Raw genomic sequence first — 16364 nt, forward strand, 5'->3', positions numbered from 1 at the left:
ACGAGGTCTCCGCGTATGAGGTTCGTCTTGGTCGATGAACCCCTCTACCGGAGACCTCACTTGTCGACGATCACGACACGCCCGACTTCGAAACACGGCCTAGCGCTCGAACACCGGCAGCACGATCCGGGACGGCGCGCGGCCACCGTGGTGGACGGTCTGGTCGGCCTTCGGGCTGAGGTCGTACTTCGGGAAGTTGGACGACGCGACCTCGATCCGCACCCGGTGGCCGGCCTTGAACGTCAGCGCGGTCGAGCCGACCTCGACCTCCACCGGCGTCGCGCCGGCATCGGCACCGGAGACCCGCCGGATGGAGTCGACGACCAGCATCGCGCGCTCGTCGGGGTGGACGTCGACCAGCTTCACCGTCACGTCCGCGGTGGGTGCGGTGGACTCGAAGTAGAGCTCCGCGCGTACGCCACCGATGATCGTGAGGTCGTGCTCCAGCACGTCGCTGGTGTAGACCAGCACGTCGGCGCGGCTCTCGACCGCTCGCTGGTCCAGCGGCCCGGGCGCCGGGGGAATCGGATGGAGCGTACGGCCGCCGGCGTTGGGCACCGGCGAGCCGGGGTCGTGCTGCCAGCGGTCGGCTCCGGCGGTCTCGGCGGGCGCCTGGGTGAGCCGTGAATCCTCAGCCAGGTAAAGCGAAACCGGCGACGTCGGCACCGGCCAGGCGTCGAAGTCGAGCCACTTGTCGTCGCCCATCACGAACAGCCGTACGCCGCTGGGCAGCTCGGGTGCGCCGGCCACGGCAGCGGTGAGGAACGCGATCTGCTCCTCGACCACACCGTTGAAGTCGCCGGCCGCCTGCACGCCGAAGTCGAGCTCGCCGGTGACCCGCCGCAGCATCGTCACGTGCGCCCACGGCCCGACCACCAGCCGCTGCCGGCGGCGTACGGACTCCGGGCGTTCGGAGGAGGTGAGCGCGGCGAACGCGTTGAGGTTGCCCTCGCAGAAGATGTCGTGCCAGCCGGCGAGGTGGTAGCCGGCCAGGTCGAGGTCGCCCAGCGAGGGCGAGACGTCGATGCGGTCCCAGCGTTCGGTGTTGTGGTAGTCGATCCAGTCGAGGCCCGAGGACGTGATCCGCGACAGCACCGTCTCCTCCAGCGGGGACGCGAGCAGGCCGGGCCAGCCGTCCAGCGCCTGCAGGGACTCCTGCTGCAGGCCGGCGTCGAGGTTGCTGCCGAGCGCGCTGACCCCGACCGCCCACCCCGAAATCGTCCCGAGCGTCAGCGCGCCGCCCTCGAACGTCACCTCGTCACGCAGGTTTGCCGCCGTGACGGTCGGCGCGATCGCAACCAGTCCCGCGGGCTTGCGCGAAGCCGCCAGCCACTGGACGAAGCCGAGGTAGGACGCGCCGATCATCGCGACCTTGCCGTTGGCCCACGGCTGCGCCACGCACCACGCGATCGTGGCGGCGCCGTCGTCGGCCTCGTTGTCGAACGGCATGAACTCGCCCTCGGAGTCCCAGCGGCCGCGAACATCCTGCACCACGACGGCCCAGCCGAGCCGGGCCATGCCGGCGGCGTCGTAGGCGCCACGCGCGCCACCCCGGCCGTAGGGCGTGCGCACCAGCAGCACGGGATGGCGGTGGCCATCGTCCGGCATGAACACGTCGGTTGCGAGCCGTACGCCGTCGGGCAGGACGACTTCGGTGTCGAGGCAGACCACGCGAGGAGCCATGCCTGTGAGGTTACGGCAGGAAGCGGCCAGCGAGCTTGCGATGACCGGATGCGGTTCCTAGCTTCAGGGCATGCGCGCACGATCGATCGGGCTGGTGGCCGCTGCTGTCGTAGCCGTCTCGTTCGCTGTTCCGGCTGCTACTGCAAACGCGGTACCGGCGGGCGCCCGCGCACAAGAAGCCGACCCCAGCGGTGAGCAACACACGGAGTCGACGGTGAAACTGAGCACGGACGACCGCGAAATGTATGCAGAGGTCTGCAACATCTACTGCGACAAGCGCGATCCCGCGCAGGCTGCCGGTGACCGGATCGCCGGTACGTCGAGCGTGTGGAGCCGGCAGGTCGTGCTGCACATCTCCGACGGCGACAACATGGGCTGGGCCGGCATCGAGAACGGCGACCCGGGCGACGAGGTGTGGCTGGACCGCTCGTTCGACGGCGGCCGGACCTGGGAGCCCGACGGCAGCAAGCTCGGCGACACCACGATCCCGTCCGGCCAGCGCGGCTGGCGCACGCTGATGTACAACGTCGACAACCCGTCGGCGCGTGGGATCGGCGCGTTGCGTGCGTGCGGCAAGGCCGGCAACCGGCCCGAGATCACCTGCACGCCGTGGGCACGTTCGACCGTCAACGCCGCCACCCGCGAGGCCGCGGCCGCGACCGCGCTGATGCAGTTCTACGACAACTCGCGCGGGCTCTGGAACACCACCGGCTGGTGGAACTCCGCCAACGCGCTGACCGCGCTGATCGACTACAGCCAGCGCACCGGCTCGACGACGTACCGCTACGCGATCGGGAACACGTTCGACAAGAACCGCGGGAACAACTTCACCAACGAGTACCTCGACGACACCGGCTGGTGGGGGCTGGCGTGGGTGCGCGCGTACGACCTGACGGGCGAGCAACGCTACCTTGACATGGCGCGGATCGACGCCGACTACATGCACTCGTACTGGGACGGGCACTGCGGCGGCGGGGTCTGGTGGCGGACCGACAAGACGTACAAGAACGCCGTCACCAACGAGCTCTACATCAAGCTGTCGGCCGCGCTGCACAACCGGATCCCCGGCGACACCGCCTATCTGGGACGCGCGCAGGCCGGCTGGAGCTGGTTCCAGGCCAGCGGGATGATCAACTCCTCGAACCTCGTCAACGACGGCCTCGACAACACGACCTGCCAGAACAACGGCCAGACCATGTGGACCTACAACCAGGGCATCGTCCTCGGCGGGCTGGTCGAGCTGTCGCGGGCGACCGGCGACGCCGGCATGCTGACGCGAGCCCGCCAGCTGGCCGACGCCTCGACCAATAACGGCACGCTGAACCCCGGCGGCGTCCTGCGCGAGCCGTGCGAGAACGGCGACTGCGGGGGCGACGGCCCGTCGTTCAAGGGCGTGTACGTACGCAACCTCGGCGAGCTGGACCGAGCGCTGTCCGGCCGTCCGTACCGCTCCTACCTGGCCAGACAGGCCGACTCCGCGTACGCGAACGACCGCAACAGCCTGTCGCAGTACGGCCTGCACTGGGCCGGCCCGTTCGACTCCTCCGACGCCGCGCGGCAGCACAGCGCGCTCGAGGCACTGGTCGCGCCGCTGTAGCGACGGCGGTGAGGCCGGCGCTGAACCCTGTGGTGAACATCGAGTCGCTGTGCGCGACCCCGTATGGTTCAAAGACGTGGCTTCAGATGGTTTGGTGGTCGGTTTCGACCTCGACATGACGTTGGCCGACACCCGGCCGGGAATCGGTGAGGTGTGGCGGGCGCTCGCCGAACGTACCGGCGTGCCGATCGACGTCGAGACCGTCATCAGCCGGCTCGGCCCGCCGCTGGAGGCGGAGGCGGCCAACTGGTTCCCGCCCGAGCAGGTGGCCGGAGCCGTGGCGACGTACCGCGAGCTCTATCCCTCGATGGGTGTGCCAGCGGCCGAGCTGCTGCCGGGCGTACGCGAGGCGATCGACGCCGTGCACCGTAACGGCGGGCGCGTACTGGTCGTGACCGCGAAGAACGAGCCGCACGCGAGGCTGCACATGGAGCATTTCGGCCTGCCAATCGACGAGGTGATCGGCGACCTGTGGGCCGAGCAGAAGGGCGTCGCGCTGCGCGAACGAGGCGCGGAGATCTACGTCGGCGACCACCTCGGTGACGTTCGCGGAGCCCGGGCAGCCGGAGCGGTCGCGGTGAGCGTGACCACCGGCCCGATCTCGGCGTCGGAGTTCGCCGAGGCCGGCACCGACGTGGTGCTGGACGACCTGACCGGCTTCCCGGCCTGGCTGGAGCGCTGGCTGCTGCCGCGCCGGCTCTCCGCGCTGGAGGCCCAGCTCAAGGAGCTCGGCTCGGTCCTGGTGGCGTTCTCCGGTGGCGCCGACTCCGCGTTCCTGCTGGCCGCGGCGGTCCGCGCGCTCGGGCCGGACCAAGTGGTGGCCGCGACCGCCGTCTCGCCATCGCTGCCGGACGCCGAGCTGGCGCCGGCGCGGGAGTTCGCGGCGTCTCTTGGCGTACGCCACCTGGCGCCGTCGACGAACGAGATGGCGCGCGACGGCTATCGCGCTAACGCCGGCGACCGTTGCTACTTCTGCAAGTCCGAGCTGCTCGACGTCCTGACGCCGCTGGCCGAGGAGCTCGGCATCGACCACGTAGCCACCGGAACGAACTACGACGACGCCCGCGCGGGCTTCCGTCCCGGCATCCGGGCGGCCCACGAGCGCGGTGCCGTGACGCCGCTGCGCGCCGCCGGTTTCACCAAGTCGCAGGTCAGGACCGCTTCTCGGCAGTGGGAGCTGCCGACCTGGAACAAGCCGGCCGCCGCCTGCCTGTCCAGCCGGATCGCGTACGGCCTGTCGATCACGCCGATGCGGCTGGTGCGGGTCGAGCGTGCCGAAGCGGCGTTGCGCGAGGTGTTCGACTCCGTGCGGCTGCCCGTCCAGAACATGCGTGTACGCGACGTCGGCGACACCGCCAAGGTCGAGGTCGACTCGGCGCTGGTCGAGCAGGTGACCGAGCTTCCGGAGGTCTACGAAGCGGTCGCCGCCGCTGGTTTCGACTCCGTGGAGGTCGATCCGAAGGGCTTCCGTTCGGGTTCGATGAACGAGCTGCTCACGGATCCTGAACGCTATCGTTGACGTCTGATCGGATAGTTGGTGCGTCGGCGCCGTCCGTAATCAAGGTAGTGGTTCGGCGTCGATACGTTTACCCTGGGAGACGGCCCCCTGAGAACCGGGGGCTCAGTTATGTCCACACCGTTGAGCGAGGTTGTTGTGCCGGCAGGCAAGGTTAAGTGGTACGACGCGGAGAAGGGCTTCGGGTTCCTCACCAAAGATGAGGGCGGCGATGTCTACGTGCGAGCCTCCGCACTGCCCGCGGGCGTGACCTCGTTGAAGGCAGGGCAACGCGTCGAGTTCGGCATCGTTGCCGGTCGCAAGGGCGACCAGGCGTTGTCGGTGCAGCTGCTCGAGGCGCCTCCGAGCGTGTCCAAGGCCCGGCGCAAGAAGCCGGAGGAGATGGTCCCGGTCGTCGAGGACGTGATCAAGCTGCTGGACAGCCTGGAGACCGACTACCGGCGTGGGCGGCACCCTGACGCACGTAAGGCCAAGCAGCTCGCGCAGGTGATGCGCGGCCTGGCCGACGAGCTCGAGCTCTAGTTCCTTTCGGCAGGAGCGGCGGCCGCCGGCTGGGTGGCCGCCGTTTCTCGTATCCTCACACGCGTCCGGAGCACGAACACCAGCGCGATCGCCAGTCCGGCGGCGCAGACGCCCATGCCGAGCGCGGGGATCAGCGGCAGCACGATGCCGAGGCCGCCGCCGAGCACCCAGGCCAGCTGGAGCACCGTCTCCGAACGGCTGAAGACGCCTGTGCGTACGTGCTCGGGGACCTCGCGCTGGATCAGTGCGTCCAGCGACAGCTTCCCGAGCTGCTGGCAGACACCGGTGACCAGCGCGAACACGGCGACGGCGATCAGGCCGTAGAGGACCGACGCGACCGCGGCCGTCACGGTGACCAGCGCGAGCAGGACGATCACGACGATTTCGGGGCGTTTCAGGCGGTCGCGGGTCAGCGCCCCGAGTGACGTGCCTGCGAACGCACCGACGCCTGCCGCGCCGGCGACGATGCCGACCTGGGCAGCGGTGGGCACGCCGGGAAGCGGGTGCTGGCGCAGCAGGAACGCCATGAACATCAGCAGGAAGCCGGCCAGTGCACGGAACGCGGCGTTGGCTCGCAGAGCGAGCACGACCACGGCGGGGATCTTGTGCCGGTTGCCGGCGACCTCGGCCATGCCGACGTTCTCCTCGCCTTCGGAGGAGTCGACGCGAGCGGGCAGCCGGATCGCGAGGATCGTACCGACGATGAACACGACGAACGCCCAGCGCAGCGCCCAGTCGGGGCCGATGAACGACAACCCGCCGGCGATCGCGGCGAACAGGCCGGCGCCGATCGTTCCGGCGAGCGAGATGCGCGAGTTCGCGGTGACGAGAGGGACGCTCGGGGGCAGCAGGCGGGGTACGGCCGAGGCGCGGGTGACGTTGTAGGCCTTGGAGGCGACCAGGCAGCCGAGCACGAGGGGATAGAGGTACCACTGCTCGGTGGCCAGTGCGCCGGCGACGACCCAGCAGAAGAACGCGCGGACCGCCAGCGTCGAGCCGATCGCCCACCGGCGCCCGCGGCGGAACCGGTCGAGGAACGGCCCGATCAGCGGCGCCAGCACCGCGAACGGAGCCATCGTGAGCGCGAGATAGAGCGCGACGTTGCCCCGCGCCTCGGCCGAGGGGACGGTGAAGAAGAGCGTGCCCGCCAGACCGACGGCCATCGCGGCGTCGCCGCCGTTGCTGAACGCGTGCAGCTCGATCATCCGGCCCAGGCCGGTCTCGCCGGCGCCCTGGGCATGGGTGACGCGCCTGATCCGCCGGACCGCGCCACGCCCGAGCCGCGCGCTTCCGCGGCCGAATCCGGCAGCGACCGCGCCGGCCTTCCTCGCCGCGGCCGCAGCTCCGGCCAGCTTGCCCGCCGGAGGAGCAGGGGTCGGTGGGGCGCCGACCTGCGCCTGTGTTTCGGCGGTGGCGCCACCCGGCGCCTCGGCCGACGATCCCGATCCGCCCGGCTCCGCATGGCGCTGGCCCTGGGCGGCTGACGCGGCTGCCGGCCCGGGATGGCCCGCTCCGCCCGCTCCACCGTGGCGCGCTTCCGGCGTCCGGCCCGCCTCTGCCCGGCCAGCGCGGCCAGCTCTACCCGGCTCGCTGTCGCGAGCGTCAGCTGACCGGCCTGCCTCCGCGTGGCCGCCAGCGCCGTAGCTGCCGGGTGCGGCTGCCGGGGCGCCTGCCCTGCCGGGCTCGCCGTGGCGAGCGTCGGGCAGCCGGCCTGGTCCGGGCCGGCCCTGGCCATAGTCCGCGCGTGCGGCGGCTGGGCCGCGCGCTCCGCCCGGCTCGCCGTAGCGTGCGTCGGGCGGTCGGTCTGTCTCCGCGTGGCCGCCGTTGCCGGCTGATGCACCACCTGCTTCGCCGTGGCGTGCTTCCGGTGGCCGGCCTGCCTCCGCCTGGCCACCGCGGTCGTAGCTGCCGGGTGCGACTGCCGGGCCGCCTGGCTCGGCGCCGCGTGCGTTGGGTGCGTGGTCCGGATCGGCCTTGCCGGAGTCGCGCCACCAGGGCTTCCGGGCCGTCCGCCCCTCCTGCGCGGCCCGGCCGGCTGCGCTCTCGTCCGTCACCCGGGCGCGCGGAGGCAGGGTCGGTTTGCCGTCTTCCGGGTCGTGCGGAGGCGGCGCCGGCTGCTGCCGTTGTTCTCGCTGGGCGGGCACCTGTTCCATCGGGCGCGTGCCGTGCGGGCCGCCGTGGGCGTTGCGGTCACGCTCCGTACCCGCGTCGGCGTCGGCAGCCGTCGCTCGGCGGCGGGCACGGCGCCCGGGAGGTCCGAGCGGAGTGCCGGGTGCGTCGTCAGGTCGGTCGCTTCCGGGCTCCACCTCTCCCATCTTGCCAACGCTTCGGTAACCATGTCGGTCAACGCCTGGGACGCGTGTCACAATCGTGTACGTGAATGCCGACGTCAGGCGCTCTGTCCGAACCCCCCGCACGGTCCGCCCCGACACGCTGTGTGCCGAAGCCACCGAGCTCGCTCGTCTGGCCGCCCAAGAGGTGGCCGGCGAAGAGGAGCTCGGTGACTACCAAGGCTGCGATGCCGATGCCGAACGCGTGGTCACGCACTACTTCTCATGCGCCAACCCCGGCTACGTCGGCTGGCGCTGGGCCGTGACGGTGACCCGCGCACCCCGGCAGAAGGTCGTCAGTGTCGACGAGGTGGTGCTGCTGCCCGGCGCCGACGCGATCCTGGCCCCACCATGGGTGCCGTGGTCGGAGCGGATCCGTCCCGAAGACCTCGGTCCAGGCGACCTGCTGCCTACCAAGAGTGACGACCCCCGGCTGGTCCCGTCCTACACCGGCGCCGACGTCGACCTCGACGCCGGCGACTTCCGCACGCTCGCCGACGATCTCGGCGTCGGGCGGTCGCGGGTGCTGTCGACCGAGGGACGTGAGCTGGCGGCCGAACGCTGGTACGAAGGCCCGCACGGCCCGGAAGACCCGGTAGCGCAGGCGGCTCCGGCCAAGTGCGTCTCGTGCGGCTTCCTCGTGCGGCTGAGGGGCGAGCTCGGCTCGCTGTTCGGCGTCTGCGCCAACGCCTACTCACCGAGCGACGGCGAAGTCGTGTCGTTCGACCACGGCTGTGGTGCGCACTCCGAGGTCGTGCTGGTCGACGTTTCCGACTCGGTCGACCAGTTGATGCCGGTGCTCGACACTCTCGGCTTCGACGACGTCGACTAGACGACGCGGGGCAACCCGGGGTATGCGGGACTACTGGTGGTCTGCCGCCACCGGCGGGGTGGCGGCAAGCGCGCGGCGAAGCCGGCGGCGGCGGTCGAGGCAGTAGGCCTCGCCCATCAGTCCCAGCACGATTCCGGCCACGCAGGTCCAGATCCACCAGCCGTTGCCGGCGGCCTCCAGCCGATCGCGGAAGAGCAGCGAGCCCACCAGCACCACGGCCCACACCGCGGTGCCGACCGCGATCGTGCGGACGCCGGTCACATCGGCTGGTGGTACGTGCGCGGTCTCCAAGAACCGACGATCGTTGCTCACGCTGGCGAGCCTAATCCATATTTTCGCGTTCGACCGTGCTCAGTTCCACCGCAGCCCGCTGTTGTCGCTGTCTGCCATGGGCGGCTTCTTGTGCCGGTCGACCGCGGTGGCCCCTCAGAAACAAATCTCCCCTATCCTTCGCAACGACGCCTGGTTTGTCACCCGTGCGATGAGAGGCCCCAGATGGTCGATTCCAAAACCGACGCGCCGAAACCGCAGTCGCGAAACGCACTCGACCGCTACTTCAAGATCACCGAACGCGGGTCGACGTTCGGCCGCGAGATCAGAGGTGGCCTGGTCACGTTCTTCACGATGGCCTACATCATCGCGCTCAACCCCTTGATCATCGGTACGGCCAAGGACGCCGACGGCCAGCTCCTCGGCGGTGGTTCCACGCCCAACTTCGCGATGATCGCCGCGGCGACGGCTCTGGTCGCCGGTGTGGTCACGATCCTGATGGGCGTCGTCGCCAACTTCCCGTTGGCACTGGCCACCGGTCTGGGCCTGAACGCCTTCGTCGCGTTCGGAATCGCCAGCCAGATGAGCTGGGCCGACGCGATGGGCCTGGTCGTACTCGAGGGTCTGGTCATTCTCCTCCTGGTCCTCACCGGACTACGGAAGGCCGTCTTCGAGGCCGTTCCGAAGGAGCTCAAGGTCGCGATCAGTGTCGGGATCGGCCTGTTCATCGCGTTGATCGGCTTCGTCGACGCCGGCTTCGTCCGGCGTACGGCCAATCCGCCCGTGCCGGTCGAGCTCGGGTCTGGCGGCTTCCTGGACGGCTGGCCTGTCGTGGTGTTCGTCATCGGCGTGGTGGCGATCGCGATCATGATGCTGCGCAAGGTCAAGGGCGCGATCCTGTTCGGGATCATCGGTGCCACGATCCTCGCCATCATCGCCGAGGCGATCTTCCACATCGGCCCGTCCGTCGACGGCGACAAGGTGAACCCCACCGGCTGGGGACTGAACGTTCCGACGCTGCCGGAGAAGTGGTTCTCGGTGCCGGACTTCTCGCTGATCGGGCAGGTCGACCTGGTCGGCGCGTTCAGCCGGGTCGGTGTCGTCGCCGCCGTGCTGCTGGTCTTCACGCTGATGCTGGCCGACTTCTTCGACACGATGGGCACGATGACGGCGATCGGCGCTGAGGCGAAGCTGCTCGACGCCAAGGGCCAGCCACCGAACACCCAGCGGATCCTGATCGTCGACTCCGTGGCCGCGGCGGCCGGTGGTGCGGCGTCGGTGTCGTCCAACACGTCCTACATCGAGTCGGCCGCGGGTGTCGGCGAGGGCGCGCGGACCGGTCTCGCGTCGGTGGTCACCGGCATCTGCTTCTTGCTGGCGACGGTGTTCGCACCGGTCGTCGAGATCATTCCGTACGAAGCGGCGACTCCGGCGCTGATCATCGTGGGCTTCCTGATGATGCTGCAGATCAGGGAGATTCCGTGGGACCGGATGGAGATCGCGCTGCCCGCGTTCCTCACGATCGTGGTGGCGCCGTTCACCTACTCCATCACGGCGGGCATCGGCGCGGGCTTCGTGTCGTACGTCGTGCTGCAGGCGGTCAGCGGCAAGGCCCGCAAGGTGCACCCACTGATGTGGATCGTGGCGGCGTTGTTCGTCGTCTACTTCGCGATCCGGCCGATCAGCGACCTGCTGGGCGTTTGATGGAGCCTGCGATCGAGCGGCTCAGCGCGAGCCACACGGCGGCGTTGCTGGCGTTCGAGCTCGAGAACCGTGCGTACTTCGCGGCGTCGATCTCGGATCGCGGCGATGCCTACTTCCAGGAGTTCGACGAGCAGCTGGCGATGCGGCTCGCCGAGCAGGAGGAAGGCGTCTGTCACTTCCACGTCCTGGTCGAGGCCGACGGGTCGATCGTCGGACGGGTCAACCTGGTCGACGTCGCGGACGGATCGGCGGAGCTCGGCTATCGGATCGCGGAACGGGCGGCCGGCAAGGGACTGGCGACGGCTGCCGTCCGTGAGATCTGCGCGCTGGCGGTCGCGGAGTACGGCCTGACGGCGTTGACGGCGCGTACCACGCTCGACAACGTGGCCTCGCGGACCGTGCTCGAGCGGACGGGCTTCACCGTCGTCGGCGAGACCGCGATTGGTGGCCGGCCCGCGTTGCGTTTCGTCTGGGAGTCCGCGCTGCAGCTCTAGCCGTGGCGCCCAACTGGGTAGGTGTAGAGGCGGGAGCCATCTACGACAGGCGGCCGATGGGCGTCAAGCGCGCGTTTCTCACGATGCTGGCCATGCTCTGCGTGGCGATACCGGCGTCTCCGGCGGCACCAGCGGCGCCGGCGCCGGCGCCGGTCGAATCGGCGGCACCGGCGCCGGGTTCGGAACCGATCTGGGTGTCCGGGGCCCGGTTCTACGACGGTGGGCACGGCCCGGTCCGGTTGCGCGGCGTCAACATCTCCGGCGCCGAGTACGCCTGCCAGGAGGGCTGGGGCATCTGGGACACCCCGGACGGCCGCGCACCGGGCGACGCCACGCTCAGACGGCTGCGGGCGTGGGGCGCGAACACGATCCGCCTCCCTGTCAACGAGACCTGCTGGCTCGGGCTGGCCCAGGTCGATGCTGCGTACCGCGGCGGGCGCTACCGGAGACCGATCGAGGCGTTCGTCGCGCGTGCCACCCGCGCCGGGTTCGCCGTCGTACTCGATCTGCATCGGACGGCGCCCGGCTCGCGGCGGAGCCTGGAGCAGGATCCGATGCCGAACCGCGATCACTCGCCGGCCTTCTGGCGTTCCGCGGCGACGGCGTTCAAGGCGAACCGGCGGGTGCTGTTCGGCGCGTTCAACGAGCCGTTTCCGTACGGCGAGTACGACACCGCCCGGGCCTGGCGGTGCTGGTGGTCCGGCTGCCTGCAGGCCTCGGCGAACGGCGGAACGTACCAAGCCGCCGGGATGGGTGAGCTCGTGGCCGCGATCCGGTCGACCGGCGCCCGCAACGTGATCCTGCTGGCTGGTATCCACTGGGCGGAGAACCTGTCGCGCTGGCGTACGTCCGGGACGGCTCGGCGCTGGGGGCAGGTCGCGGCTGACGTCCACCTCTACAGCGTCAACGAGTGCAGCGACACCGGCTGCTACGACTCGACGATCGCGCCGGTGGCCCGGCGGGTGCCGGTGCTGGTGGGGGAGATCGGCCCGGACCTGCTCGTCGACGACCTCGATCGACCCTGCCGGCGTAGTGATGTGGGCGACACCGGCTTCGACCGGACGACGTTCGACTGGATCGACGGGCACCGGCTGTCGTGGACGGCGTGGGCCTACAACCCCTGGCCGGACTGTTGGGCGATCGCTCGTAGCTGGGGTGGCGAGCCCACCAGGCCGTGGGGCGAGGTCGTCCGGGCGCGGCTGGTGACGTAGCTCTCAGTCACAGCCGGAGCCGCGGATCCGTCTCCGTATCGAGTTCAGATCGAATGGAGGAACTCATGCGGGTGTATCGGTGGCTGTTCCCGGACAAGTGGTCCCGGGCCCTCGGGGAGTTCGCGCTCGCGTGCCTCGGAGTCCTCATCGTGACCGGGGTCGTGCTGATGTTCTGGTACAAGCCGAGCATCGATCCCGTCGTCTACGTGGGCGTCTACGCGGGGCTGCGCGGCGTCACGGTGTCGCAGGCGTTCGACAGCATGATGCGGATCGCGTTCGAGATTCCTGGCGGGCTGTTGATCCGGCAGACGCATCACTGGGCGTCGGTGCTGCTGAACGCGGCGGTGCTCGGGCTGCTCGCGCGGATGTTCTTCGGCGGCCTGTTCAAGGGCGCGCGGCGGGTTCCGTGGTTCGGCGCCGTCGGACTGATGCTCCTCAGCCTGGCCGGCGGCTTCACCGGCTACAACCTGCCGGACGACATGCTGTCGGGCTCGAGCATGGCGATCGCTTCCGGCGTCGTGCAGTCGATTCCCGTGGTCGGGACGCTCCTCCACGCGCTGGCGTTCGGCAGCGGCGGCTTTCCCGGCGACTTCGTCGTGAAGCTGTACTGGATCCACGTTCTCCCTGTGCCGCTGGCGATTCTCGGTGTGCTGGCCCTGGTCGTCCGGTGGGCCCGGAAGCAGGTGGACGTGGGCGTGGCCGCGGGCGCCGGCGGCGGGCAGAAGACGGCGGGGCGGCGGAACCTGGCCGAGCTCCTACAGTCGGCCGGCACCATGCTGATCGCCACGAGCACGCTGCTCGTACTCGGCGGGACCGCCCAGATCAGCCCGACGTGGGTGCAGGGGCCGTCGGATCCCGCGGGTTCGGGCAACGGCTCACAGCCCGACTGGTACCTCGGCTTCCTTGACGGTGGGCTGCGAATCTTCCCGAACTGGGAGGTGACGGTGTCGGGCTACACGCTCTCGCTCGCCGTTCTCGTTCCGGGCCTGGTGATCCCGGGGATCCTGTTCACGCTGCTGGTGGCCGTGCCGCTGGTACAGAAGCGGTTCGGCAGGGACAAGAAGACACCGAACGAGCCGGAACGGCCGCGCCAGGCGGCCACCCGGACGGCGTTGGGCGTGGCGTGGCTGCTGCTCTACGGCGTACTCACCGCAGCCGCCGCCGGCGACATCATCGCGACGCAGTTCCACCTGGCGGTCGAGCACGTGGTCTGGTTCTTCCGGATCGCCGCCCTGGCCGCGCCGGTCGTCGGCTACCTCGCGACCAAGACGCTCCTGGCCGGCCTCGTGGCCAACGCCAGGGAACAAGAGGAACACGGCGTCGAGACCGGCATCATCGTCCGCCAGCCAACCGGCGGCTACGAGGAACTGGTGACACCGCTCCGCTCCAGGCGAGCGCTCGACGCTGCCGCCCCGCCCACCCACCCGGACGACCCGCGCCACCTCGACCCGGCAGGCCACCCCGGGCAGCGCGCGGCATAGCCGAGACGGCCACTGTGTCGCAGCCATCGGCGCGGCCTCCGCGTCCGGCTGGACTCCGGGGGGCCACTCTGGGCGGCGCGCGGCACAGTCGAGACGAACCCGAGATTGCCAGGTCGCGGGATGGCGTCGCGGGCCCGCGGCGGCTGGCGACGGTGATGCCATCGGGATGGCCGGGGCATTGATGCGGGCGGCGCCGGCGGCCGGTTGACGGGCTGGAGCTACTGCGTGGCGATCACCACCCGGCTCCGTAACGCGGTCACCACGTCGGCGGCGCCCTCGATTGTGAGGCGGTCGAGTGGGGCGCGGCCCCACAGCCACAGCAGCAGGTCGGACGGATCGCCGGACAGTACGACGTCGGCGTCGTCGGTGATGGCGGGGTCGGCGGCGTGGTCGGTGACGGTGACATAGGCCGGCTCGAGCTGGATCCGCCAGGTGCGGGTGCCCGCCGACAGGTCGACAACCGTTCCCGCGGCCTCTTCGACCGGGAAGTCGGACCAGTCGCCGGCCAGCATCACCGTAAGCACCTCGTCGATGCCGTCGGCGGCGAGCAACGCATCGACCGGTGTCTCGGCCGCGTGCGCCAGCTCCACGTCGATCCGGTGGACGGCGGTCTCCAGCGCCATCCGCCGGAACCAGAAACCTACGGTCTGGTCCGGCGGATGCCAGGTGTAGGACGGTGCCTCCGGCCCGCGGGTGCGCAGCTCATCGAGCAGTTGCGCGCGGGTCTCGAGCAGCAACGCGATCGGCTCACGCCCCGACAGGCCAGGCGGCGGCCACGGTTGCGGGTCGGCCTGCCGGCGCATCGTCTCGGCCTTGTGGAGGTAGACCTCCGCGACGTGCGCTACCGCGTCCCGGACCGTCCAGCCCGCACACGACGGAACGGCGGCGTCAAAACCTTTGGCCGCCACATCCGCGAGCCGGTCAGCGTCGGTTTGGAGGTGTCGGAGGTAGTCGGAAGCTTCCACTCAGACAGCTTCTCATCGCCCACCGACACTGTGCTTTCTCCGGCCCCCGGCGGCTCCGCCGCCCTACTCCCACCCCCAACCGCCGCATCCTCGGGAAGGGGGTCCTCGGCGTCGGCCTCCACCGCGGCCTCCGCAGGAGGCTCGATGGCCGCCGATGCCTGTCGCGGCAGCCGGATCTGCTTGCGCAGGCCCAGGAAGTACGCCGCCACCACGGTGCCGAGCGCGCTCATGCCACCGCCGATGATCAACGTCCAGCGCGGCCCCATCACGTCGCCGATCCAGCCGATGATCGGCGAGCCCAGCGGCGTGCTGCCGATGAACACCATGGCGTAGACCGCCATCGTGCGCCCACGCATCTCGGGGATGACCGTCAACTGCATCAGCGCGTTCGCCGACGTGATCATGGTCATCGAGGCGAGCCCCATGGCCGGCAGCACCATGGCGTACGTGGCGTACGTCGGCATCAGCCCGGCTGCGATCTCGACCAGCCCGAAGACGCCGGCACCGATCACGACCGTACGCAGCCGCGGGTGGCTGCGGTGCGCCGCCAGCAACGCGCCGCCCAGCGAGCCGAACGCCATGAACGACGCCAGGATGCCGAACTCGCCCGCACCCTTGCCGAACACCTCGGTCGCCATCAACGCGCTGGTCAGCTGGAAGTTGAGCCCGAAACAGCCGACGAAGAACACGACCCACAGCAGCAGGACGAGGTCGGGCCGGCCACGCAGGTAGCGCAGGCCGTCACGCGTCATGCCCTTCTTGCGCGGCACGGGGTCCGGCGACTGCAGCTCCGACGTACGCATCTTCTGCAGTGCCCAGATCGTGGCGATGTAGGACACCGCGTTGATCATGATCACCCAGCCGGTGCCGACCAGCACGATCAGGAAACCGGCGATCGCCGGGCCGACGATCCGCGCGCCGTTGAACGACGCGGAGTTGAGCGCGACGGCGTTCGGCAGGTCCTCCCTGCCGACCATCTCGACGACGAACGACTGCCGCGCGGGGTTGCCGAGCGCGTCGGCCGCGCCGAGCACGAACGCCAGTACGTATACGTGCCAGACCTGTGCGTGGTTGCTCAGGTCGAGAACAGCGAGTGCCGCGGCGGTCACGCCCGAAGCGGCCAGGCTGGCCTGCAGCACACGCCGTTTGGAGAACCGGTCGGCGAGCACACCGCCGAGCGGGCCGAGCAACAGGAACGGCAGGAACTGCAGCCCGGTGGTGATGCCGAGCACGGTGCCGCTGTTGCCGGAAAGTTGGAGGACGAGCCAGTCCTGCGCGATCCGCTGGACCCATGTGCCGATGTTCGAGACTGCCGCACCGCTTGCGTAGAGACGATAGTTGGCGTTCCGCAATGACCGGAACGTGTTCACGATGCAGCCAGCCTTTCCAGGATCGGCGCCGCTCGGCGCAGGATCTCCTTCTCTTCGGGGGTCAGTTGGTGCAGCTCGCGAGCCAGCCAGGCGTCGCGGCGCTTGCGGTCCTCCAGCAGGATTCGCTTGCCCTCGGTGGCAAGCCGGACGAGGACCTGTCGCCCGTCGGTGGGATGTGGTTCTCGGGCCACCAGCCCGAGTTCTTCCATGGACGTCACGGTGCGTGTCATCGAAGGCGGGCGCACTCGCTCGTGCGCGGCCAGCTCCCCGACCGTCATCGGCCCAAGCCGCTTCAGGGTGCCCATCGCCCCGAGCTGGTTGGCCGACAGCAGGTGGTCGGCAGCCCGTTGAATGTTCAGGCGGCGGCGCAGCCGCATGATCGCAAGCCG

The 16364-nt window shown here is 70.1% G+C and carries 14 protein-coding genes; 8 read left to right on the forward strand and 6 right to left on the reverse strand.

From position 1 onward, the window contains the following. Window positions 1-99 precede the first annotated feature (99 nt). Window positions 100-1683 (reverse strand): CocE/NonD family hydrolase, encoded by a 1584-nt coding sequence (locus tag ACYVF6_RS11630; protein ID WP_460520001.1) that lies wholly within the window; start codon window positions 1681-1683, stop codon window positions 100-102. Between the two features lie 214 nt (window positions 1684-1897). On the opposite strand from ACYVF6_RS11630, the gene ACYVF6_RS11635 reads away from it, so the two are divergent. The 3 genes from ACYVF6_RS11635 (at window position 1898) to ACYVF6_RS11645 (ending at window position 5318) form a co-directional block, all read left to right on the forward strand. Further along, complete coding sequence (locus ACYVF6_RS11635) at window positions 1898-3280, forward strand: glycoside hydrolase family 76 protein (RefSeq protein ID WP_460520004.1); 1383 nt, start codon at window positions 1898-1900, stop codon at window positions 3278-3280. Between the two features lie 76 nt (window positions 3281-3356). After that, window positions 3357-4799, forward strand: a complete 1443-nt coding sequence (gene larE, locus ACYVF6_RS11640; protein WP_460520006.1) for an ATP-dependent sacrificial sulfur transferase LarE — start codon at window positions 3357-3359, stop codon at window positions 4797-4799. A 135-nt stretch (window positions 4800-4934) separates the two neighbouring features. Then, window positions 4935-5318: a cold-shock protein gene (locus ACYVF6_RS11645; protein WP_460520331.1), complete on the forward strand. Its 384-nt coding sequence runs from the start codon at window positions 4935-4937 to the stop codon at window positions 5316-5318. Here the strand turns inward: ACYVF6_RS11645 and ACYVF6_RS11650 are convergent. Beyond that, the gene (locus tag ACYVF6_RS11650; RefSeq protein ID WP_460520009.1) at window positions 5315-7633 is read right to left on the reverse strand and encodes an MFS transporter; all 2319 of its coding nucleotides are present in this window, start codon (window positions 7631-7633) and stop codon (window positions 5315-5317) included. The two genes, ACYVF6_RS11645 and ACYVF6_RS11650, sit on opposite strands and share 4 nt — an antisense overlap. 61 nt (window positions 7634-7694) lie before the next feature. On the opposite strand from ACYVF6_RS11650, the gene ACYVF6_RS11655 reads away from it, so the two are divergent. Next, a complete protein-coding gene (locus tag ACYVF6_RS11655; protein WP_460520011.1) occupies window positions 7695-8480 on the forward strand; it encodes a DUF3027 domain-containing protein in 786 nt (261 codons plus the stop codon). A gap of 30 nt (window positions 8481-8510) precedes the next feature. Here ACYVF6_RS11655 and ACYVF6_RS11660 read toward each other — a convergent pair whose 3' ends face one another. After that, window positions 8511-8792 carry a DUF2530 domain-containing protein gene (locus ACYVF6_RS11660; protein WP_460520014.1) on the reverse strand — a complete coding sequence of 94 codons (282 nt, stop codon included), beginning with the start codon at window positions 8790-8792 and terminating at the stop codon, window positions 8511-8513. Window positions 8793-8975: 183 nt separating this feature from the next. Here ACYVF6_RS11660 and ACYVF6_RS11665 point away from each other — a divergent pair, with 183 nt between their 5' ends. The 4 genes from ACYVF6_RS11665 (at window position 8976) to ACYVF6_RS11680 (ending at window position 13640) form a co-directional block, all read left to right on the forward strand. Next, on the forward strand, window positions 8976-10454 hold the full coding sequence (locus ACYVF6_RS11665; protein ID WP_460520017.1) for an NCS2 family permease: 1479 nt from the start codon (window positions 8976-8978) through the stop codon (window positions 10452-10454). Next, window positions 10454-10948 carry a GNAT family N-acetyltransferase gene (locus ACYVF6_RS11670; RefSeq protein WP_460520020.1) on the forward strand — a complete coding sequence of 165 codons (495 nt, stop codon included), beginning with the start codon at window positions 10454-10456 and terminating at the stop codon, window positions 10946-10948. Before ACYVF6_RS11665 ends, ACYVF6_RS11670 begins: the two co-directional genes overlap by 1 nt. A gap of 56 nt (window positions 10949-11004) precedes the next feature. Beyond that, window positions 11005-12159, forward strand: a complete 1155-nt coding sequence (locus ACYVF6_RS11675; protein WP_460520023.1) for a glycoside hydrolase family 5 protein — start codon at window positions 11005-11007, stop codon at window positions 12157-12159. Window positions 12160-12224: 65 nt separating this feature from the next. Then, window positions 12225-13640 carry a cytochrome b gene (locus tag ACYVF6_RS11680; protein ID WP_460520026.1) on the forward strand — a complete coding sequence of 472 codons (1416 nt, stop codon included), beginning with the start codon at window positions 12225-12227 and terminating at the stop codon, window positions 13638-13640. A 218-nt stretch (window positions 13641-13858) separates the two neighbouring features. On the opposite strand, the gene ACYVF6_RS11685 is transcribed toward ACYVF6_RS11680, so the two are convergent. From ACYVF6_RS11685 to ACYVF6_RS11695, 3 genes are read right to left on the reverse strand one after another with little or no spacing between them, the layout of a single operon-like run. Next, window positions 13859-14548 carry a maleylpyruvate isomerase family mycothiol-dependent enzyme gene (locus ACYVF6_RS11685; RefSeq protein ID WP_460520029.1) on the reverse strand — a complete coding sequence of 230 codons (690 nt, stop codon included), beginning with the start codon at window positions 14546-14548 and terminating at the stop codon, window positions 13859-13861. Next, window positions 14482-15975 (reverse strand): MFS transporter, encoded by a 1494-nt coding sequence (locus tag ACYVF6_RS11690; protein ID WP_460520032.1) that lies wholly within the window; start codon window positions 15973-15975, stop codon window positions 14482-14484. The genes ACYVF6_RS11685 and ACYVF6_RS11690 overlap by 67 nt, the downstream gene beginning before the upstream one ends. Next, window positions 15972-16352 carry a MarR family winged helix-turn-helix transcriptional regulator gene (locus ACYVF6_RS11695; protein WP_460520035.1) on the reverse strand — a complete coding sequence of 127 codons (381 nt, stop codon included), beginning with the start codon at window positions 16350-16352 and terminating at the stop codon, window positions 15972-15974. The genes ACYVF6_RS11690 and ACYVF6_RS11695 overlap by 4 nt, the downstream gene beginning before the upstream one ends. Between the last annotated feature and the right edge of the window lie 12 nt (window positions 16353-16364).

The organism is Flindersiella endophytica (genome assembly GCF_054779015.1).